This window comes from Streptomyces sp. ITFR-21 (assembly GCF_031844685.1).
Taxonomy (GTDB): Bacteria; Actinomycetota; Actinomycetes; order Streptomycetales; family Streptomycetaceae; genus Actinacidiphila.
The window spans coordinates 38,756-59,084 of sequence record NZ_CP134606.1; the positions used below are offsets into that span (position 1 = coordinate 38,756).

Sequence of the window (20,329 nt, forward strand, 5' to 3'; positions counted from 1 at the left end):
TCCGCAACCTTGTAACCCAGATTCGCATATCGTGGAACCCAGTTCTATTCCGCCTGGCACCGGACGGGTGCGAAAATGCACCTGGGACCGCGGCCACGCACCTGGGAGGTGTCAAAACGCATGCCGAATGTCCGAGCTGTGCCGACTCTCCGGCGCCGTCGTCTCGGCGACGCGCTCCGCGTGTACCGCAGGCGGGCAGGGCTGAGCCTGGACCGGGCGGCTGAGCTCATGGGATGGGCGGAAAGCAAGTTGTCGCGCATCGAAAACGCCCTGGCCCGGATGCACCCGCAGGACATCGCGGTCCTGCTCGCCCTGTACGGGGTGACCGACTCCGGGACGGTCACGGCGCTTGAGGGCCTGGCCCGAGACGCCAGCAAGACCGGATGGTGGCAGCCCTACGGCGACGTCGTCGCCATCAGCTACCGCGACTATCTGACCCTGGAGTCGGACGCCGGGAGCACGCACATCTACACACCGGAGCTGATCCCCGGACTGCTCCAGACCGGGGCGTACGCACGGGAGGTCATCGCCGCCACCGCGATCACCCGGACCCCGGAGGAGGTAACCGCGCTCGCAGAGGTGCGCAAGGCACGGCAGACGATCCTGACCACGCGCGACGGGGGCCCGCTCACGCTGTGGGCCGTGATCCACGAATCGGCCTTCCACAAACGGTTCGCGGCCACCCCCACGATCATGCGCGACCAGCTGCGGCACCTGCTCGACATGGCAGACCTGCCGAACATCACCATCCAGGTCATGCCGCTGGCCGCCACACCCCATCCCGGGATGCTCGGCACCTTCGAGATCGTGCGCTTCCCGGCCCCGTGGCCGAACGTCGTCACCCTCGAAAGCCTTCGCGGAACGACCTTCATCGAAGGGACCGACGACGCCGCGATTTTCAGCGCCGCCTTTCAGCGCATCGTGGCCGCCGCTCTCTCCGTGGACGACTCCCGGCAGCTGATCAAAACAATCATAGAGAAAGGGAACTGGACACCATGGGCCGTAAAGACGACCTCTACGAACTCGACCTGACCGGAGCCAAATGGCGCAAAAGCCCCCGCAGCAACGGCGGCGAGGGCTGCGTCGAGATCACCGACCTGCCCGGCGGCGGCATCGCGGTACGCGACTCCGTGTACCCCGACCGGCCGCCGCTGCGGTACACCGCAGAAGAATGGCGCCTCTTCCGCGAGAGCCTGGCCGCCGACGAACTCTGACACCGGCGACGTGACCAGTCCCCGACAACGACAGTTGTCGGGGACCTCGCCACCCGGACCGCTCAGGCGAGGGATAAAGAGAAGAAATGGTAGACGTGTGACCAGTGAATTCTCTGACGGATCGTTTTCCGCCCAGCGCGGGGCCGGGCCGGACCCCGATCCCGTCCACGACAGCGGGGAGCCTGCAGGGCTGGTCCGCTACCGGATCGTGGCGCAGCGGACCGATCCGGCGCACCCCGGTGCCGCTGTGGTGACGCAGCGCCTCTCCCCCCTACGCCCGGCCCTCGCGCCAGGAAGGGCTCCGCGCTCGGGCATCATGCCTGCATGGCCATATGGAGAAAGCCCGGAACCGCCGCTGTCGAAGGGCGGTTGATTGCCGGCCGTTACCGGCTCGCTGAGCAGCTCGGCTCAGGTGGTATGGGTGCGGTGTGGGCCGGGAGTGACACGCTGGTCGGTCGGGATGTCGCTCTGAAGGAGGCGCTTTTCCCCCCGCACCTTGCGGTCGGCGTACGGACCCGCCGTGTCGAACGCATCCTGCGGGAAGCGCGGGCCGCAGCACGGATCGACCATCCGGCCGTGGTGACCATCCATGACGTGGTCATGCACGACGGCTGCCCGTGGATCGTCATGGAGCTCGTTCATGGCGAAAACCTCGGCGACCGATTAGAGCGGCAGAAGTCGTTATCCGGGCAGGAGGCTGCGTGTATCGCGGGATCGGTAGCAGAGGCATTAGGCGCGGCCCATGCCCGCGGGGTTCTTCATCGCGATGTCAAGCCCACAAATGTTCTGCTCGGGTCGCATGGAAGAGTCGTCCTCACGGATTTCGGTATTGCCCACATCGAAGGTGAGAATTCGCTGACCCGCTCGGGCGAGTTCGTTGGATCCTTCGAATACACGGCCCCGGAGCGCATGGGCGGGCTCAAGTCGGGGCCTCCCGCAGATCTCTGGTCGTTCGGCGTCATGCTCTTCCGGATGATCGAGGGATGGTCTCCCTTCCGACGCCCCACGGTCGAGGCAACTGTCGCTGCTGTCCTCACCGCAGAAGTACCGCGGCCGGTGCGGGCAGCCGGCCTCGCCTCGCTCATGACGGCGCTGCTGGAGCGGGACCCTGCCAGCCGACCGACCGCCGTTGAGGCTGCGGAGACCCTACAGGCAGTGGCGTACCCCCTCTCCGCGCGGCAGGGATCGAACGGCGCGGCGCCGCAGGCGCGTTCCGTCCCCATGCCCGGCAGTGGTGACCGCCTTCGCGCACGACGGCGCTTGACGGTTGGCGTCGTCGCAGTCGTGGCGGCCGGGGCAGTCCTCACACCGATCGCCGTCGACACGATGCACGGCACCGGTGATCCCGGCTCCTCCGCCGAGCCGACGGCGAAAACCGCAGCCGGCCGTCCGAGCCCGTCATCGCATACGCCCCCGCCCGCCGCCGGCTACGAACGCGTCACCGAGAAGCCGTTCGCCATAGAGATTCCCGGCGGCTGGCGACTTCAGAGCACGAATTCTACCCAGAAGTTCGTGTTCACTAGAGGCGCATACCAGGTAGTGGTCACAGCCGGGCGGGACTCCACCGGATCGCATGGCAACGACCCCGTGGACTACCAGAATCGGGAGCCGGAATTAGCCGCTTACCGCAATTCGGACTGGAGTCAATCCAATGACATGGAAGAAATTCGGGACTACGGCCGGAAAGGAGCCCAGGGAACGTATACCTGGAAGGACGCCAAAGGGATCGGCATATACGCCAAGAACATTGTGCTGCTTATCGGCACACGCTTTCACGTGATCCTCGTCATGGGCCCTGACACCGAGACCGGGAGAGATTTGGTCTCTCGTGTAGCCATTCACGCATTACGGACATACCAACCCATAACATAGTGAACACAGAGCCTCGCACCTGAGCTTGATCTTTATGGTCGACGGCCGTAGGGCTGGTCGAGAGTTTCGGCGTGTTTGGCGGTCTTTCCCGGCGTGTGGCGGGGTGCTCTCACACGGTTGTTCGATCCGAGGGGGCGTCCGGGGTTGGGGCGGGAGGGTTTCGGCGCAGCCGCGGGGCGGGCAGTCTTCGCGCGGATGTTGCGAAACCCCCGCCGGACCCGGGCGGGTGTCAACTTGCGGGAGGGAAGTGGGCGTTCCCATGGGCGGCGCAGGTCCTGCGCGGCTGGTCTGGCGAGCCACGGCTGGGTATGTGCGGCGATGATGAGCGTCGTCCACAGGTCCGCGCTGGTCGGGTCCCGGAGCTTGGGCACGGTCCAGCCCAATGTCTGCTTCATCAGCCGGAAGGTGTGTTCCAGGTCGAATCTGCGCAGGTAGGTGCGCCACAGTTGGTCGACGTGGCCAGGGTCGGCTCCGGGGCGTGAGGACCACAGCCACACGGGGTCAGGATCCCGTCCGCCGGGCAGGCGCTCGACGGTGAGGCGGACTACGAGGCCGTGCAGGACGGGAAGTTCGGCGTTCTGGTCGGTGATCCAGGCTGAGCGGCGGGTGAGTCGGGGGTGGAGCCGGTCCCATGCCTGGGCGGTTGCGGTGCCATAGCGGGTGGTGTCGGTAAGGGTCTCGGTCTGCGGATCGCCCCAGGTGGTGGCCCTGGCCAGTGCGAACGGAGCACCGTGCATGCGCGGGCGGCCCGATCGTGGCCGGGCATTGTGCGGGGCCGGGTCGCGGGCCATCACGCGGTCCGAGCGCAGTCGGCCGCATACCTCCACCGGCAGGTCGGCGAGCAGATGGGCCAGACGTGCCAGGTCGTAGCCGGCGTCGGCGACGATCAGCAGTTCGGGGGCACCCTCGCTCCAGTGGCCCGCGGCGATGATCCGCTCGATGACGTCGCGCAGTTGGGCAGCGGTGACGGCCGCGGCGTCATCGGCCGGGCCGAGACGCAGTGCGTCCAGCAGGCGGCACCAGGAGGTCCGGCCCGATTCCAGAACGGCCACGAAGGAGTAGGGCCAGCCGGGGATGAACTGGTCCTTGCTGCGGCCGCGTCCGTAGACGTGGCAGAACAGCCGGTCGGGGCTGGTCTCGGCATCGGGGCGCAACCAGGTGGAGACGTCCACGGCCAGCACGATCCGGCCGTCGACCGCACGCGGCACGGGCAGCAAGGCCAGCAGGCTCCGCAGCCGTGCCGGCTCGGCCCAGCCGGTGTTCAGCGCCTGGTAGAGGGCGCCGTGCCCGCGTCGGTGCTCGGCCTCCAGACTCAGGTCGACCAAGGTCTGCACGGGCCCGTCCTTGCACAGGATCGCGTCGGTGAGCTCGAAGAGAGAGTCGGCGCGGGCGTACAGACACTCGTAGAACTCGACCCGAAAGCGGGACAGGACTCCCAACGCATCACCGACGGCCCCGGGGACAGGCAGACTCATATGCAGCGGCCGTTCTCTCGTGCTTCGTGACTCGACATCTCGAAGCGTGGAGAACGGCCGCCCCTGTTGTCCCGGAAAGATCCGCAGATCAGCAGGTCGGGTGACGTGCGAGGTTAAACACCAAGCTCAGAAGCTGTTGCTCTATCGATCAGGGTGAGCGTGGGTTCGAGGTTGGCTTCCCGGCCGGGTGATCTTCGGTGGCAGCACGCATGAGGACAGGGCCTCCGGTGCATCTCGGGGTTGTCGAGACCAACGAGCATGCCAGGAGGCCCTGTTGTCGCAGTTGTACGCCCTCGCTCCGACCGGGTCCAACCCGTTCACCCGGTCGTGTGACTGCCTCGCACACCGTTTCGGGAACGCGGGCGACCGCCCGGACCGGGAGCCGCGGTACCCGTCGGACATGACCGACGCGGAGTGGGCTGCGGTGCGGGATCTGCTGCCGGTGCCCGGCTGGATGGAGGGCAGGGGCGGGCAGCCGGAGGGCTACTGCCACCGGCAGATGGTCGACGCAGTCCGCTACCTGGTCGCGGGCGGGATCACCTGGCGGGCGATGCCTGCGGACTTTCCCGCGTGGGACCGCGTCTACGCGTTCTGGCGGCGCTGGCGCGGCCAGGGCTTGATCGGCGAATTGCACGATCGGCTGCGTGACCGGGTCCGCCAGGCGGCCGGCCGGGATACGGAACCGACCGCGGGCATCATCGACGCGCAGTCGGTGAAAGGGGCCGCTTCGGTGCCGACCGCCACCAGGGGCTTCGACGGCGGCAAGAAGGTCAACGGACGCAAACGGCACATTATGGTGGACACGCTCGGGCTGCTGCTGACCGTGATGGTCACGGCGGCATCGATCACCGACCGCGAGGCCGGGCGGAGGCTGCTGACTTGGCTGCGGCACCGGCACTGGCGGATCACGCGGGTGTGGGCTGACGGCGGCTACACCGGGCAGCTGGTCGACTTCGCCCGCGACATGCTGCGGATCGCGCTGACAGTCGTCAAACGCAGCGACGACACCAGCGGTTTCGTCGTACTCCCGAAGAGGCGGCTGGTGGAGCGGACGTTCGCGTAGTTGATGCACTCACTCCGCCTGGTCCGGGACTACGAACGGCGCACCGACAGCGCGGAGGCGATGATCTTGTGGTCGATGGCCACAGTCATGAGCCGCCGCCTCGCCCGGCGACGGCACTGAACGTACCCGGCCTGTCCTCGGCCAGCCAACCGCGGGCGACAAGACGCTTGGATTTCACCCGCACCCCCTCGACCTTCGCTGGCACTGGCGCAAGCCCGAGAGCAGCCGCGAGCTGCCGGCAATCCATCCCCTCTCCACCGGACCGAGCCGGATCAGCCACGATGTTCACGATCCGCTGGTAGTCCCGCACCAGCACGCTCGGGTCGAGCCCGTCCCGCCACACCGGCACCACCGAGCCGGGCACCGCACCCGCGGCCGAACCCGGAACCGGAGGCCCACCAGTCACCGCAGGCGGCGCCGCCTGGCCGCAGCGCGGCTCCGCCAGGACCTGGTCGACCTTCTCACGAGCGACCACAACTCGTTCCAGCATGGCCTCCGCATTCCGAAGTTCGGCCAGCAGGGCCTCGACCTTCCGCCGGACGGCACGCTCCCGCTCCTCCAGCAGCCCCATCACAGACGGCACCCGGCATCTCCACCGAAGAGACGACACGACACGTCATCCCTGCCGCCGAACCGCCGGCATCACACCTGACCAGCGGAAATACAGCGATCACCTTCGGAAAGACAACAGCTTCTAAGATGAGAGCCGCCCGGCAACGCGCTGTGTGCCCCGTGTAGCACTTCCTCCCTGTTCCCGTCGCTTCCCCCAGTCAGGAGCGGTCAGGAGCGCTACACGGGGCACACAGCCGGGCCCTCAGACCTCCCAGCCGTCCTCACGTGCGATCTCCTCTGCCTCCCGGGCCGCCGCACCCGCGAGCTGCTGCCAGGTAGCACTCGCCCCGCCCGTCGCCGCTTCCGCGAGCAGCCGCTGGTCGCTGGCACGCTGGGCCGCGATCCGGCAGCGCCCGCACCACCCGGCCGACTGGACCGGATGCCCGCACTCCCGCCCCCCGTACCCGGGGCACCTCCCGTCCGGGGTCGGTTCCCCGCGCTCCACCAGGCTCGCACCGGACGCCGCGCACGCCACGCACACCCCGGATCGCGCACGGGTCCGACACCCGCCGACGCACTCCGGCCATCCCAGGTGCGCCGCGCACAGCGCCTCGCCCTCAACCGCCAGCGACCGGCACGTGCCGCCGTCCCCGGCGCACTCCCGGTCATCACGGGTCGCCAGTGCCAGCGCCGCGCGCTTCTCCGCCCACGTCCACGCCGCCGAGCTGGACAGGTCCCGCCGGGGCTCACCGGCTGCCGGAGCGGCCCGGCCGGGCCGCTCCCGGTCGGCGGCGTCGTCCGTGCCGACGGCATCCGCCGCGCTCTGGCCCGGGATCCGCAGCACGTCCGGGGTCAGCGGCAGAGCACTGATCCGCGCGGAGACGACCGCGCCCGCACTGGTACGGATCGGCTCCCGGAACGGCACGGAAAGCGCCTCTACCAGCTCGGCCGGGGTCCACGGTCGGCCGAGCCGCTCGGACTCCGCCAGCAGCGCGTCGAGCCGCAGCGCCTGATCGCGCAGCGGCCTCCCGGCCAGCGCCAGCTCCGGCACCCGGCGCCCCATCCGGCGGAGGATCTCCAGCCCCTCCGTGGCCTGCGGGTGCGCCGGGGTGGCACCCGCCCACCCGCCCGAGGGGGCAGCTGCCCCCGCAGCTGCGTTTGTGTCTCTGTCCGGCGCGGCGTCAGCCGCCGCCGGGATCCCGCCCTCGGCCCCGCCCGGCGCCTCCTCCTGGACCACCGCGGAGCCGCCCCCGTCCGTCCCCCCGTCCGTGCCTGCGCGCGCACCCACCTCAGGTGTAGGGACGGACGGGGGCGGCTCCGGTTCTTTCGTCTTCTTGCTAATCGTCTTCTTAGGGACTCGGGGGTCCCCCGAGTCCCGGGGAACCCCCGAGTCGGGAGCGACCTGCGGTGTTGGCGCGTTTTCGCAGGTCGCCCCCGAGTCCGGGAAATCCCCGAGTCGGGAGACCCCCAGTTTGGCGCGCCGCTTGGCTGCTCTGTCGATCGCCGCCTTGGTGGGTGGGATCACCTCTACGCGCCGCGCGTCCGGGTGCTCGCGCCGGATGTCTGCCAGGAGCCTCTCGACCTCTTCGTCGTCGGCCGGGGTGTCGTAGACAGCCATTTCGGTCCGCCACTGGTTGCCCGCACCCATGATCCGCACCTTGATGACGTACTGGGCCACCTGGAGCAGGCCCATGGCGCCGGCCATCGCGTCCTCGCCGTACCCGTACCGCGCACCGACCCGGGCCAGGGTGATCTCCCACCCGTCCCGATGCCGCAGCAGCACAGCCAGCAGTCCCAGCGCCATGAAATCGAGCCCCGGTGCGTCATCGATCGTCTCGTTCGGGATCGACGCGAAACGTGGTGGTCGGCCACTGCGCTTCCTCATCGGGCCACCTCTGCCGTGCGAGGTGGGTGCATGGCTTGAATTCCCATGATGGCGCTCCCTGTACGGGCCGCCGGGCGTGACACCGGACTGAGCCGGGTACACTCACCAGCGACCGCCGTGGTCATCGCGAGCCCCTGGGGTGCGGTCCGGAGCTACCAACTCCGGGCCCCGGGGGCTTTCGCGCGTCTGGAATATGTGCAGGTGACACTACTCGTGTAAGCCACCGGGGACCGCTGATCGGCACGGCGCTACGGGGAATGCCTTGTGCGCGATCTTGTTCGGCAAATGCTGACGCATCCGGTGGCCGGACGTACGTGCTCCGGCCACCGGGCGTCATGGGTCTGGCGATAGGCGGTCTGGCTCGGTCCCGGGTCGGGGTCTTCCTGTTCGTCAGCTCCCCGGTCCGCACCGGGCCAGGAAACTCCCGCTGCGCGCGCCGCAGATCCGGACAGCGCGCGCTAGGGCCTGTGTGATGTTGTGATCAGTCGGCTGCTTGCAGGAGGTCGTTGATCCAGATCATCGAGGCGCGGAGGTGGAGGCCGGCGAGGTAGCTCTCGGGTGTCTTGTCATAGCGGGTTGCGATGCCGCGCCATGCCTTCAGCTTGTTGATGGAGCGCTCGACGGTGTTCCGCTCCTTGTAGAGATCGGGGTCGTGGCTGATGGGCCGGCCGCCCCGGCTGCCCTTCTTCTTCCGGCTGGCGGCCTGGTCCTTCTTCTCCGGGATGACCGCCTTGATGTTGCGTTTGCGCAGGTAGGAACGGTTACCATACGGCGTAATAGGTGCCGGCTGCGACGCGTGTCGGCACCGGTCCGCGAGCGCCCCACCCGCTCGTTGGACGCCCGTCCAGCTTCTGCGGGGGCGCAGGGTCCTTGTCCGGTCTACCCGGCGCACTGGCCGTGCTGCCATTGCGCAGGTTGTCGCGTTGGGCAGGCCGAGGCGCCGGGCGCGGTGCGTGAGGGTGTTCTTGTCCACACCGGGCGCGGCGGCGATCTCGTCCTTCGCCATGGCGAGGCCGTGCCACATGCAGCGCAACTGCTCATCGGATGCCAGTGTGGCGTCGGGCCCCGTCTGCGCCTGGGCTGTTCGGCGTGCGTCGCTGCGGGCCAGCCGGGTGGCTGCGCCGTGCAGGACCAAAGCCTTTGTCGTATCGAGGCGGTTCAGAGCGCGGCTTTCAAATTTCGTGAAAGTCGGGCGCTTCCCTGCGCGTCACCATGGCCTGCCTCGGACCACCTATTGTCTCGGTTCCGGACAACACGAACGGGAAACCCATGGCCTTCGAATCCTTCGACACGATCTTCCAACAGCCGGATATCTCTGTGGATCTCGACGACTCCGCCGTCGAGGCGATCACCTATCCCGCCACTGCCGCCAGGACCGGTGAGACCTGGACGGTGGACGTCCACAGCCTCCCCGACGGTCTGTCGGTACGCGCTGAGGGAAGCACCTGGCGCGAGGTGGAGGCAGACGTCGTCACCAGGGTCCCGAGGGAGCTGAAGGCCGGCCCCGGGACCGTCATCGTCTCGGTGAAGCCCGCCGACCCCGAAGCGGCTGCTGCGGTCGGCGCCCTCACCCGCGCCCGGCTGGACCGGGCCTACGCCGAGCAGGCCGAGCGCGACGCCGCCCGAGCCGCCGCGCGCGTGCTGGCCGCGCAAGGCTGGAGCGCCGAGGACGCCGGTACCGTCCTGCGCCTGCCGACCGCCCGCATCGACAAACTGCTGGCCCCGGCTTCAGGGCCCAGTGCCTGACCAGCGACAGCACGGAATGCCAGAACGCCCCGAAGACTGCGGGCCGGCAAGCTCAGGACTTACCTGCGTAGGGATCCGGCTCACCGGTCCATGGGTCCAGGCCCTGCTCGGTACGGCGCCGCTCCTCGCTCTCAGTGAGGAATAGTGCGGAGCCAGCGCCCCACAGGTAGAGATCACCGAGCGGACACTTGTCGAACTCGGCCCGCAGCACCCGGGACTGTCAGATCACTGTCCGGAAAATGCGAGGCCCCTCACGCCAACCTGGTCCCCAGATACCGGACGGTCCCGAGCTGGATCGCCCAGCCGATCCGGTTCCGCGCGCCCTTGGCAGCCAGCGCCCGGCGCCGCGCCGTCTGGTCAAGCATCGGGCCCGGGCCCGATGCTTGACCCGTGGCCGGTACGCCGTGGCGCTGTGGGTACGATGTCGACAACGCCCGATGATCAAGGACGGCCCCCGTCGGCCTCTTCCGAAAGCGGCGATCCCATACTCGAACCCACTGACAAGGTCGCAAGGTTCGGTCCCGCTGCCTCGGACCGCGTCAGCGTCGGGGCCGTGCACTGCCGAGGCGCACGCGCCGGACGGCGTCGGCGACCCGGCCGGGTAGTTGGCAAGCCGTAGCGGGCCTGTACCACAAGCGAAGGGCCCCTCTGTGGGGAGGGGCCCGGTTCGCTATCCCGTGGTTTACCCGCGGGTACCGTTCACAGTGGATGCCTATGAACTCGGGAGTCAGTATGTCCCAGAAGCCAGCCGTAGAGCCCCCGAAAGCTGGAATTGGCCGGAACATCGCGGCCATCAGGAAGCAGCGCGACCTCACCCAGCACGGGCTCGCGCAGCGGGCCAACATCTCCTACAGCCTGCTGACGAAGATCGAGTCCGGGAGGGTGGCCGCCACCCCTAAGGCGACCGCCGCCTGCGCTCGTGCGCTGCGGGTTCCCGTGACCGATCTGACTGGACAGCCCTACGTCAGGAGCCTGAAGGACGAGGGGTTGGAAGAGCTGATCCAGCCGCTGCGGGCGTCGATCAGCAACCCGATGCTGCCAAGCTACGAGGACGATGTGCCGCCTCGGCCGCTGAACCGGGTCCTGGCCGACCTGCGGTCTCTGGAAGCCAGTCGCCTGCGCGGGGAGTATATGCCGCTCGGTGTGGGAGTGCCGGCCCTCATCGACGAGCTCATCGAGATCGTCCACGACGCCCCCTCAGCCCGGCGCAGAGAGGAGGCGTTCACGCACCTGGCTCAGGCGTACCGGCTCGGGAACTGCTTCGCCCACAAGCTCGGTTTCCTCGATTTGAGTCTGATCTCGCTGGACCGGATGCAGTCGGCCGCAGCACAGTCCAGCGACCCGTACCTCCAGGCCGTGGTCACCCATTACCGCAGCGACTACTTCCTGCATCACGGCGCGTACGACGTCGGTCTGCGCGGCATCCGGGCGATGGAGCGGCTGCTGGAGGAGCCGGCACGGCGCGGCGATACCAGGGCGCTGTCAGCGCTGGGCACGATGCACCTGAAGGCGGCTGTCCTCCACTCCCGCCAGCGCCGGCCTTCGGCCCGCGGGGACGCCTTCGCCCGGATCACCGAAGCACACGAAATCGCGCAGCGGGCAGAGGGCAACCCGGACCCGTACGGGCTGATTTTCGACCGGTGGAACGTCGCCATCCACGAGACGTCGATCCGGATCGACATCGGCGAGCACGGTGAGGCCGTTGAGAAGGGCGAGTCAATCCGGTTTCCTGAGAGTTGGGCCCAGAACCGCAGATCCCATCACCACATGGACATGGCCCGCTTGTACGAGAAGGAAGGCCGGCCCGACGAAGCGTTCAGCGCGCTGGTCAACGCCCGGTCCCTCGCCTCTGATCAGACCCGCTACCACCCCACAACGCGGGAGACCGTCCTGGCGCTGCTACGCAAGCGGGGGCAGCCGTCGAAGCAACTGCAGTCCTACGCGCGGTGGATCGGAGTCTGAGCTCCGCCTGCACGCAAGCTTTCCCTGGCCCTGGTCCCGCACACTGTGCGGGACCAGGGCCTTTGCCGTACCGAGGCGGATCGGGGGGTCGGGCTTTCAAATTTCGTGAAAGTCGGGCGCTTCCCTGCGCGTCACTATGGCCTGCCTGACCCGCCGTCACCGGAGGGTCACGGACAGACGTATTCCGCCAGTGCAGGCGATCCGTCGCGAAGGAGGGAACCCATGGACCGCAGCGTCACAGTCGCCCCATCAGCGGCCAGGCATCGCCTCGCGCGGCGCAATGACAGCCTCGGTCGGGCAGAACCCACGCGCCAGCCACTGCGGGGCGGGCGCCGTCGTACGGCTTCACCCCCGGGAATGCCGTACGCCGGTGTCCGCCCTCGGCTCCGAGTCCCCTCCCGAAGAAGCCGTCTGGGAGCCCGCGGCTTCCGGGAGGCCCCGGAGCGAGGCGCGGCGCCCTAGCGCCGGCGCCTCCCTGCTGCCGTGGCGTGGGTATCCCCCACGGCAGCCGGTCCCTTCCCGTCTCCCGTCTGCTTGACCTGTTACCACGAATCGAGGACGTGTCCGTGCCCAGCCACCGTCTGACCCGGGATATCCCCCCGGAGTGGTCGGCCCGCCTGGTCGTCGCCGCCGAACTGCGCTACTACCGGGAGAGGGCCGGGCTGAGTCTGCGGGAAGCTGGGAGCCTGCTCTACGTGTCCTCCGCGCACCTGAGCAATCTCGAAATCGGACACCGCGCGGTCCAAGGCCACTTCGCATCCCGTCTTGACCGTTTTTATGACACCGGCGGATTCTTCACCCGGAACCTCTCGGCCGGTCAGTCTCCCCATCCCCAGCCGCAGCGCCTACTGGGCGACCTCCACGGCCGCGCCACCGAGATCCGCCAGTGGGCACCGACTCTTGTTCCCGGTTTCCTCCAGACCCCTGATTTCGTCCTCGCATCCCGTAGCGCACACGTGTCCACGGGATCCGAACGCCCCGTCGGGCAGGCCCGCCTGCTCGACGGCGCCGATGCGCCTGTGTACTGGGCGATTCTCAGCGAAGCGGTCCTTCACTACCGCGTCGGGGGCTGCCAGGTCATGGCCGGGCAGCTCGCCCACATCGCCGACCTGGCCGGGCGGCACCGCATTATCCTGCAGGTCCTCCCGTTCACCTCCGGGGCCCATCCCGGCGCTGACGGTGCCCTCACTCTCATGGCCTTCCCCGACGCCCAGCCCGTCGCCCGCGTCTCCGCCCTGGACGCCCACGCCCTCATCGACGCGCCCGAGCCCGTCCAGGGCTATTACCGCGTTTTCGAGATCCTCGCTGCGACCGCCCTCCCGCCCGACCGGTCCCTCACCCTCATCCGCGACGCTGCCCAGCGCTACCTCGCCGAGCAACTCCCCACTTCGTCCGCGCCTGGGCAAGAGCCGCTGTCTGAACCCGCGCGCCGCCGCGAACTGCTGTCGGACCTGACGTGGTGACGCATCGTCCGCCGTCGCTGACGGCATCGGGGAGGATCCGCGTGGGCACGGCAGGGCGGTCGGCCCGCGGTGTCGGCGACCCGCCGACGTGCGGCGGCGGGTCCGGGTTATGCCTCCCAGCGGTAGAAGATTTTGCCGTTGTGCTGCTGGAAGCCGAGCGCCTGGTAGAGGGCGAGGGCGGACGGGTTGTCGCGGTCGGCGGTCCATTCGATCCGGGTGCAGCCGGCCGCGGTCGCCTCGGCGCGGACCGCGGTCATGAGCCGGCGGGCCACGCCGCGGCGCCGGGCGCGTTGCCGGACGAAGAGCTCCTTCAGATAGAGCGAGGACTGCGCGCTGGCCGCCGGCCACAGGAGCGAGAAGGCGGCCAGTCCGAGGACCTCCTCGCCCTCCCTGGCGAGCAGCACGGTGGCGACCGGGCCGGTACCGAACAGAGCGGCGCGGACCTGTGCCTGGTCGGCGGGGGTGTCCTTGCCGCCGTAGTACGCCTCTACCTCTCCGAGGATCACCGCGATCGTGTCGGTGTCGGTGTCCGTCGCCCGCTCGATGCGCATCGGGTTCTCCTATTCGGCCGGGGGGTGGGCGAGCAGGCGGTGCAGTGCCTGCCGGGCGGTTCCTTCGGGGACTGTGGCGGCCACTTGGCGGGCGCGGTTGGTGATCAGCGCGGAGCGGTGTTCGGGCGGGAGGCCGGCGACGGTGTCTGCCGCCAGTGCTGCGGCGGCGTCCGGGTTGCCGTCGGCGGTGTGGCAGGCGGCGAGGTCGAGACCGATGAGGGCGCGGTCGGTGTAGTCGGTGGCCGGGTACAGGGCCAGGGCGTGGTGGAGTTGGTCGCGGGCCCGGTCGGTGTCGCCCAGGCGGGTCCAGGTGTCTCCGGCGTGGAAGTGGAGATTCGCCGGGGAGTAGCCCAGTGCGCTGGAGACTTGCAGATCGGGGCTGAGGCGTGCCAGTGCGGTCTGTCCGGCGGTGAGGGCGGCTGCCGCGCGGTCGGGCCGGCCGAGGACGGCGTGGGCGCGGGCCTCCAGGGGGGCTGCGAGCGCGGGTCCCGCGCAGGGCAGGCCGCCTGCGATGTACTGGGCGCGGTTGCTGATTTCGAGGGCGCCGACGACGTCGCCGTTGTAGAAGAGCTGGTACGCCTCCTGGGCGTAGATCCAGCTGAGGGTGGCGCGGTCGTCGGCGGCGGTGGCCGCGGCGCGTCCGGTTCTCCACCAGTCGCGTGCACCGGGGTCGGCGGCTTTCAGCAGGGTGAGGGCGACCAGGCCCGCCAGCTGCGCCAGGCAGGTGGTGAGTCGGCGCCTGACCTGGGCGGTGTGGCGGTGTCCGAGGATGCGCTGCAGGTCGGCGAGGTCGGCCGTCAGGTCCGGGAGCAGGTCTGCTTCGGGCCGCCACCGGGTGGCCCTGGCGTGCCGGGTGACGGTGTACTCCCAGTCCTCGGCTCCCGCGTCGGTCATCGGGCCGGCCGCGGTGAGCGCGTCCGCCACAGCGTGTTGAAGCCGCCCGGCCTGTTCCCCTGCCGGCAGGGAGGGACTGACGGCGGCGAGCGCGATCAGCTCGCCGCCGGCGTCCAGGGCGTTGTCGAGCGCTTCGGCAACCGCCGCGGTGGGGCGCCGTTTCCCGGACTCCAGGTCGCTGATCTGTGTCTTGCTGATGGCCGACCGTTCCGCGACCGCTCGCACCGTGCGGGTCCCGCGCAGGCGCCGCAGCGCGGCGCCGAAGGTCTCCCGGCTCACGGCACTCCCCTCCTCGCGTCCGGCGTGTCCGGCGTGTCCGGCGTGTCCGGCGTGTCCGCACGGTTGCGGACAGTTGCGGACGCCTGTCCCTGGAGGCAGCCCGCCCCCAGCGCTCACGCTAGTGGGCATAAGCGATCACCCGCAGCGACACCGGTGAAGTCGTCGCTGGTCCTCCCCGATTCGTGCCGAGGTATCTGATGTCCCGTCGAGGTCGAGCTGGTTCCGTTAGCCACCGTTTCGCTCCTGAGGGCGACGGCGGTCCGGCCGCGCCGGATTCCGGGGCGGGCCCCGACGTGGCGCTGCTGGTCCGCCGCCACCTTCTCGGGCCGGCTCTGGCCTGGACGGCGGCCCCCCCGGCGCTGTGGGCCGGCGCCCAGGCCGCCGGCCACGTGCCGGGCACGTCCCTGGACATGGCTGTCGCCGTGTGTGCTGCGGCCGGGGCCGCGCTGTCGCTGCGGCGCGGTGCGCGCACCGCGGCCTCACTCCTGGCGCGGGATGTCGCCGCGCGGGAGGAGGCGGAGATGGGGCAGCGCCGGCAGGCGCTGGAGTTCTGGCAGCGGACGAGTGCCGACCTGCACGAGGCGCACGTCTCACTGGCCGGGGTCCTGCGCGAGCAGCTGACGCTGCACACCGGGCAGGACCGCGACTTCCGCAGCGTCACTGCGGCCTGGCTGGACTACTACCGGCGGTCGGTGGACGGCATTGCCGACGACGTCACGGCGCTCCTGGCCGACGTGCGGCAGGGCCGGGTACCGCAGCGTCCGGCGTTCCCGGAGCTGCCGCCGCAATCCCCGGGGCCGTTCGACGGGCTGGCGCAGCAGATGGTGCTTCTCGGGCACACGGTACGGGACGGTGTCGTCCAGGCGGCGGCCAGCACCGGTACCGCGGAGGCGGAGCTGGCCGTCTTCGCGGGGGTCGGCAACCGGCTGCGGTCGGCGGCCGACCGCGTGCTCGCCGGTCTGGACGAGCTGGAGCGCTCCACCGAGGACCCGGACGCCCTGCAGGCCCAGCTGCGCATCGACCACCTGGTCGTGCTGATGCGCCGGATGGCGGAGGACGTGCAGGTCCTGTCCGGCGGGCAGCTGCGGAGCAGCGGCAAACCCGCCGATCTGTCCACGGTGCTGCGGCAGGCGACAGCGGAGATCGAGGAGTACGGGCGGGTCCGGATCGGCGCTGCAGCACCGGTTCAGGTGGTCGCCTACGCCCGGACGCCGCTGATCCACCTGCTGGCAGCCCTGCTCGACAACGCGACCCGCTTCAGCCGGGACACGGTCGATCTGGCCGGCACGCTGGACGCTTCCGGACTGGTGATCACGGTGGTGGACGCGGGCCTGCACATGCCCGCGGAGGATCTGCGGCTGCTGAACGCGCTGCTGGCCGATCCGGATCCGGTCCTGGAACGGGCGCGGCTGGTGGAGGGCCGAATCGGACTGCTGGTCGTGGCGAGGCTGGCCCGCCAGCACCGCCTGGGGATCACGCTCCAGCCGGGTGCCGAGCGCGGCACCCGGGCCGTGGTCACCGTGCCGCCCAAACTTCTGCTCCACCCGGTGAAGCCGCCGGCCGGCGCGCCCCTACCGGTCCGGGCGGTTTCCGAACCGCCTGCAGCAACAGCCGCTGCAGCGTCCGTGCCGGTCTCACCGCACCCGGGCCCGGGCGGTCCGGGCGGCCTGCCGCGACGCCACGCAGCACCCGGCGGGACCCAGCCCGCCGACGGACAAGGGCGTCCCGGCCTTCCCCGCCGGCGCCGCACCCCGGCCGGGAGCCTGCCTGGCGCAGCTCCAGAGCGCGCCGGGGACCTCGCCCCGGCCACGCCCGGACTGGCCGGCGCCTTCCTCCAGGGCACCCGGCGGGCCGGTGACGCCGCGGCCGGCACGGACGATAGGCCGGTCCCAGCGGAGCCGCCCGCCGAGTGATCCCTGCGCTTCCCCTGTCCGCCGGGTGCGCCGACCGCGCGCCCGCCCACCCGCACGAATACCCCTGGAGTCCCCATGTCCGGCACCACACCCGTCCCCGCCCCAGCTCCCGACCTCAGCGATCTGAACTTCCTCCTGGACCGCTTCCTCACCACCGTCCCCAACGCGCGGGTCGCCCAGCTGGCCACCACCGACGGCCTGTCCCGGGCCTGCGCCGGCACGGACAGGTCCAACGCGGAGCGCCTGGCCGCGGTCGCGGCCGCCCTGCACTCCCTCGGACTCGGCGTCGGCCGGGCCCTGGACCGCGGGCAGGACAGCCGCCTGAGGCAGGCGTTCATCGAGACCGACACCGACCGGGTCTTCGTCATGCTCGCCGCCGCAGGCACACTGCTGACCGTCATCGCCGACCTGGACGCGGACCCGAATCTGACCGGCCACGAGATGGCCGTCCTGGTGAACAGCGTCCAGGCCCACCTGGTGACCCCCGGCCGCGGTGAGCTGTGACATGCCCCTGCCCCAGACCAGCCCACCGCCCGCCGGGGACGAGCCGCAGGAGCCGCGCACCTACGCGGTCACCGGGGGCCGCACCCGGGCGAACCACACCCTTCCCCTGGAGGCACAGCTGATGGCCGGCGCTCCTGGCGCGCAGTACCCGCTGTCCGCGGAGGCGGTGCAGGTGGTGGCGGCATGCGGCACGCGCAGCGTGTCTGTGGCCGAGATCGCCGCCGCGATCCGCCGCCCGGTGTGGGCGGCCAAGGTCCTCATCTCCGACCTGCTCGACAGCGGAGCACTCCGCCGTCCGGTCTCCGCCGGTGCTGACCCCGCACGCGACCCGGACGTCCTGCGCCTGGTCCTGGACGGACTGCTGCGATGGGCGTGAACCCGCGTCAGAAAGCAGGTGCGGTGACCACCGCCGGCCGGCAGCGGCCCACGGCAGCCGTCAAGATCCTCATCGCCGGGGGGTTCGGCGCGGGCAAGACCACCCTGGTCGGCGCCGTGTCCGAGATCGAGCCCCTGACCACCGAGGAAGTCCTCACCCTCGCCAGCACCGCGACCGACGACCTGGCCGGGGTGGAGGGCAAGACCACCACCACCGTGGCCGTCGACTTCGGACGGATCACCTTCGACTACCCGGAACTGGACCTGGTGCTGTACCTGTTCGGCACCCCCGGCCAGGACCGCTTCCTCTTCCTGTGGGACGGCCTGGCCGACGGGGCGGTCGGCGCCGTCGTCCTGGCCGACACCCGGCGGCTGGCCGACAGCTTCCCGTCCATAGGCCACTTCGAGCAGCGCCGGATCCCCTTCGTCGTGGCCGTCAACGAGTTCGACGGCTCCCCCTACCGCTACACCCCCGGCGAGGTCCGTGACGCCCTCGACCTGCCCCCGCACGTACCCGTCGTGGTGTGCGACGCCCGCGACCGGGCGTCAGCCGCCTCCGCGCTGGCCGCACTCGTCAACCACGCCCTCGGCCAACTGCCCACGCCTCCCTCCCGTATCGGAGCGCCCGTATGACCGTCTTCGACACCGAATCCGGCCTGCACGTCACCGCACCGGATCACGACCTGCGCGAGAGGACGGAGCTCCTGAAACAGCTCCGCCTGGACGACGAGGCGATCCCCGAACTGGACGCCATAGCGAAGGAGCTGGGGGAGGCGGCCGGCCAGCCCTGGGCCATGGTCAACTTCATCACCGACCAGCAGCACTTCGCCGGCCTGTACGTCGCCCCGGGCGCACAGCCGGTCGGCCGCAGCATGGTCCGCGCACACGGATACTGCCCCGACGTCCTTGACCGCCCGGTCGCGCTGATCCTGCCCGACGTGTGCAGCCACCCGCGCTTTAAGTCCAACCAGGTCGTCGACTACCTGGGCGTGCGCACCTACGCTGGCGCCCCGCTCATCCACAACGCCACCGGCATCACCATCACCCTGGGCACCGTCTGCTTCATCGGCCCCGAGCCCCTGCCCCAGGAAACCGGCCAGGCCAACCGAGCCCTGGTCAACGCCGCCCGCGACACCGTCATGAACACCATCCGCAACCGCTGACCGGAACGAGGAAGACCATGGTGACGACATCTCCGGCACCTCCGGCCGCATCCGGCGAGGAACCGCGCGGTGAGAGGGCACAGGCCGGCCCGGCCCGCGCCGGCACCCCGTCCGGCCGCCACGAGCAACTGCGCCGGGAGGTCAGGAAATGGGCGCGTGAGGAGGTCGCGCCCCGGGTCGCGGCGATGGAGGCGTCCCAGGAGGTGGATCGGGAGCTGCTGGCGGCGGCCGCGCGCAAGGGGTGGATCGGCGTCACCATCGGCCCGGAGTTCGGGGGCATGGGGCTGGACCACACGGCCAGGACCATCGTCATCGAGGAGCTGTCGCGGGTGTCCGGCGCGGTGGGGGCGGCTGTCCAGGCGTCGATTTTGGGCACGGCCAAGATCATCCACTGGGGCAGTGCCGAGCAGCGCAGGGTGTGGCTGCCCCTGGTGGCCAGCGGCGCGTGCCTGCCGACGATCGCCGTCACCGAGGGGGGCTCCGGCGGCCACGTGCTCGGCATGCGGGCCACCGCCCGCCGCGACGGCACCGACTGGGTCATCAACGGCGCCAAGAGCTTCGTCGGCAACAGCCACGTCGCGACGATGCACGGCGTCGTCGTCCGCACCGGCGGCGCGGGGGCGCGGGCGCTGTCGGCGTTCCTGGTCCCGGCCGGCACCCCGGGACTGTCCCTGCGCCCCCACCCCGCCACGCTGGGCCTGCACGGGTTCTCCTTCGGCGACCTGGTCTTCGAGGAGTGCCGGGTGCCCGCGGACGCCATGGTCGGCGCCGAAGGCGACGGCCTGGAGGTCGCCCTGTCCTCCAGCATCCTCTACGGGCGCCCTAATTTGGCCGCGGTCGCTCTCGGCATCCACCGGGCCATATCCGAGGCGACCATCGCGTACGCGGGGGAGACCCGCCGCTACGGCAGGCCCCTGGCCGATCTGGACTCCGTGCGCACGAAGATCGCGGCGATCGCCTCCCACCTGACGACCGCGCGGACACTCGCCTACCAGGCGGTGGCCATGCTCGACCAGGGCCTGCCCTGCGACATCGAGCTGATGAACGCCAAGCTGGTCGGCGCCGAGCTGGGCACCCGGTCCGCGCTGCTCGGCATGCAGGTCCACGGCGCCGCGGGCCTGCGTACCGGGCGGCCCGTGGAGCGCCTGCTGCGGGACATGCTCCACACCGGCCCGCCCGCTGGCACCAGCGACATCCAGCTGCTGCGCATCGGGCAGGACGCCCTCGGCCAGGCCCCGTACGAGCAGATGTCGGTGCGTTTCGGCAGACCCCCGGCGGCCCCGCCCCGCGGCGGGGCCGCCTGAACCCCCGCCGCCCGTGCACCCGCAGCGGCGCCCCTTCCCCCGCACGCCCCGCGCCCGCACCAGGCCGCGCAGTATCCGACCCCGACAAATTTGTCCACCAGCGCTTCGCGCCCG

General features: G+C 70.5%; 18 protein-coding genes and 1 pseudogene. 13 read left to right on the forward strand and 6 right to left on the reverse strand.

Translation table 11 applies throughout. From position 1 onward, the window contains the following. Positions 1 to 120: 120 nt before the first annotated feature. From RLT57_RS30875 to RLT57_RS30885, 3 genes are all read left to right on the forward strand, one after another. Positions 121 to 1,032, forward strand: coding sequence for a helix-turn-helix domain-containing protein (locus tag RLT57_RS30875; protein ID WP_311300966.1), 912 nt, complete (start codon positions 121 to 123; stop codon positions 1,030 to 1,032). Next, positions 996 to 1,214 carry a DUF397 domain-containing protein gene (locus RLT57_RS30880; RefSeq protein WP_311300967.1) on the forward strand — a complete coding sequence of 73 codons (219 nt, stop codon included), beginning with the start codon at positions 996 to 998 and terminating at the stop codon, positions 1,212 to 1,214. Before RLT57_RS30875 ends, RLT57_RS30880 begins: the two co-directional genes overlap by 37 nt. Positions 1,215 to 1,538: 324 nt before the next feature. Further along, a complete protein-coding gene (locus RLT57_RS30885) occupies positions 1,539 to 3,086 on the forward strand; it encodes a serine/threonine-protein kinase (RefSeq protein WP_311300968.1) in 1,548 nt (515 codons plus the stop codon). A gap of 32 nt (positions 3,087 to 3,118) precedes the next feature. Here the strand turns inward: RLT57_RS30885 and RLT57_RS30890 are convergent, their stop codons facing one another. Then, positions 3,119 to 4,561: an NF041680 family putative transposase gene (locus tag RLT57_RS30890; protein ID WP_311300969.1), complete on the reverse strand. Its 1,443-nt coding sequence runs from the start codon at positions 4,559 to 4,561 to the stop codon at positions 3,119 to 3,121. Between the two features lie 400 nt (positions 4,562 to 4,961). On the opposite strand from RLT57_RS30890, the gene RLT57_RS30895 reads away from it, so the two are divergent. Beyond that, positions 4,962 to 5,624, forward strand: a complete 663-nt coding sequence (locus tag RLT57_RS30895) for an IS5 family transposase (RefSeq protein ID WP_311300970.1) — start codon at positions 4,962 to 4,964, stop codon at positions 5,622 to 5,624. 85 nt (positions 5,625 to 5,709) lie between these two features. Here the strand turns inward: RLT57_RS30895 and RLT57_RS30900 are convergent, their stop codons facing one another. The 3 genes and pseudogenes from RLT57_RS30900 to RLT57_RS30910 all read right to left on the reverse strand — a co-directional run. Then, a complete protein-coding gene (locus tag RLT57_RS30900; RefSeq protein WP_311300971.1) occupies positions 5,710 to 6,195 on the reverse strand; it encodes a hypothetical protein in 486 nt (161 codons plus the stop codon). A gap of 243 nt (positions 6,196 to 6,438) precedes the next feature. After that, positions 6,439 to 8,061: a hypothetical protein gene (locus tag RLT57_RS30905; RefSeq protein ID WP_311300972.1), complete on the reverse strand. Its 1,623-nt coding sequence runs from the start codon at positions 8,059 to 8,061 to the stop codon at positions 6,439 to 6,441. 481 nt (positions 8,062 to 8,542) lie between these two features. After that, a pseudogene (locus tag RLT57_RS30910) lies at positions 8,543 to 8,827 on the reverse strand (IS5/IS1182 family transposase); the annotation flags it as partial. 503 nt (positions 8,828 to 9,330) lie between these two features. Here RLT57_RS30910 and RLT57_RS30915 point away from each other — a divergent pair. From RLT57_RS30915 to RLT57_RS30925, 3 genes are all read left to right on the forward strand, one after another. Beyond that, positions 9,331 to 9,807: a hypothetical protein gene (locus RLT57_RS30915; protein WP_311300973.1), complete on the forward strand. Its 477-nt coding sequence runs from the start codon at positions 9,331 to 9,333 to the stop codon at positions 9,805 to 9,807. A 732-nt stretch (positions 9,808 to 10,539) separates the two neighbouring features. Next, positions 10,540 to 11,769 carry a helix-turn-helix domain-containing protein gene (locus RLT57_RS30920; protein ID WP_311300974.1) on the forward strand — a complete coding sequence of 410 codons (1,230 nt, stop codon included), beginning with the start codon at positions 10,540 to 10,542 and terminating at the stop codon, positions 11,767 to 11,769. Positions 11,770 to 12,335: 566 nt separating this feature from the next. After that, complete coding sequence (locus RLT57_RS30925) at positions 12,336 to 13,232, forward strand: helix-turn-helix domain-containing protein (protein WP_311300975.1); 897 nt, start codon at positions 12,336 to 12,338, stop codon at positions 13,230 to 13,232. 107 nt (positions 13,233 to 13,339) lie between these two features. On the opposite strand, the gene RLT57_RS30930 is transcribed toward RLT57_RS30925, so the two are convergent. Next, a complete protein-coding gene (locus RLT57_RS30930) occupies positions 13,340 to 13,783 on the reverse strand; it encodes a GNAT family N-acetyltransferase (protein WP_311300976.1) in 444 nt (147 codons plus the stop codon). Between the two features lie 9 nt (positions 13,784 to 13,792). Continuing rightward, positions 13,793 to 14,956 (reverse strand): helix-turn-helix domain-containing protein, encoded by a 1,164-nt coding sequence (locus RLT57_RS30935; RefSeq protein ID WP_311300977.1) that lies wholly within the window; start codon positions 14,954 to 14,956, stop codon positions 13,793 to 13,795. A 293-nt stretch (positions 14,957 to 15,249) separates the two neighbouring features. Between RLT57_RS30935 and RLT57_RS30940 the strand changes: the two genes are divergently transcribed. The 6 genes from RLT57_RS30940 to RLT57_RS30965 all read left to right on the forward strand — a co-directional run bounded on the left by RLT57_RS30940 (position 15,250) and on the right by RLT57_RS30965 (position 20,215). Continuing rightward, the gene (locus RLT57_RS30940; protein WP_311300978.1) at positions 15,250 to 16,869 is read left to right on the forward strand and encodes a sensor histidine kinase; all 1,620 of its coding nucleotides are present in this window, start codon (positions 15,250 to 15,252) and stop codon (positions 16,867 to 16,869) included. A gap of 75 nt (positions 16,870 to 16,944) precedes the next feature. Further along, positions 16,945 to 17,373: a roadblock/LC7 domain-containing protein gene (locus RLT57_RS30945; protein ID WP_311300979.1), complete on the forward strand. Its 429-nt coding sequence runs from the start codon at positions 16,945 to 16,947 to the stop codon at positions 17,371 to 17,373. Position 17,374: 1 nt separating this feature from the next. Then, positions 17,375 to 17,749, forward strand: a complete 375-nt coding sequence (locus tag RLT57_RS30950) for a DUF742 domain-containing protein (RefSeq protein WP_311300980.1) — start codon at positions 17,375 to 17,377, stop codon at positions 17,747 to 17,749. Next, positions 17,740 to 18,381, forward strand: coding sequence for a GTP-binding protein (locus tag RLT57_RS30955; RefSeq protein WP_399130015.1), 642 nt, complete (start codon positions 17,740 to 17,742; stop codon positions 18,379 to 18,381). The genes RLT57_RS30950 and RLT57_RS30955 overlap by 10 nt, the downstream gene beginning before the upstream one ends. Beyond that, complete coding sequence (locus tag RLT57_RS30960; RefSeq protein WP_311300982.1) at positions 18,378 to 18,911, forward strand: GAF domain-containing protein; 534 nt, start codon at positions 18,378 to 18,380, stop codon at positions 18,909 to 18,911. Before RLT57_RS30955 ends, RLT57_RS30960 begins: the two co-directional genes overlap by 4 nt. A gap of 17 nt (positions 18,912 to 18,928) precedes the next feature. Further along, positions 18,929 to 20,215 carry an acyl-CoA dehydrogenase family protein gene (locus tag RLT57_RS30965; protein WP_311300983.1) on the forward strand — a complete coding sequence of 429 codons (1,287 nt, stop codon included), beginning with the start codon at positions 18,929 to 18,931 and terminating at the stop codon, positions 20,213 to 20,215. Positions 20,216 to 20,329: the final 114 nt, after the last annotated feature.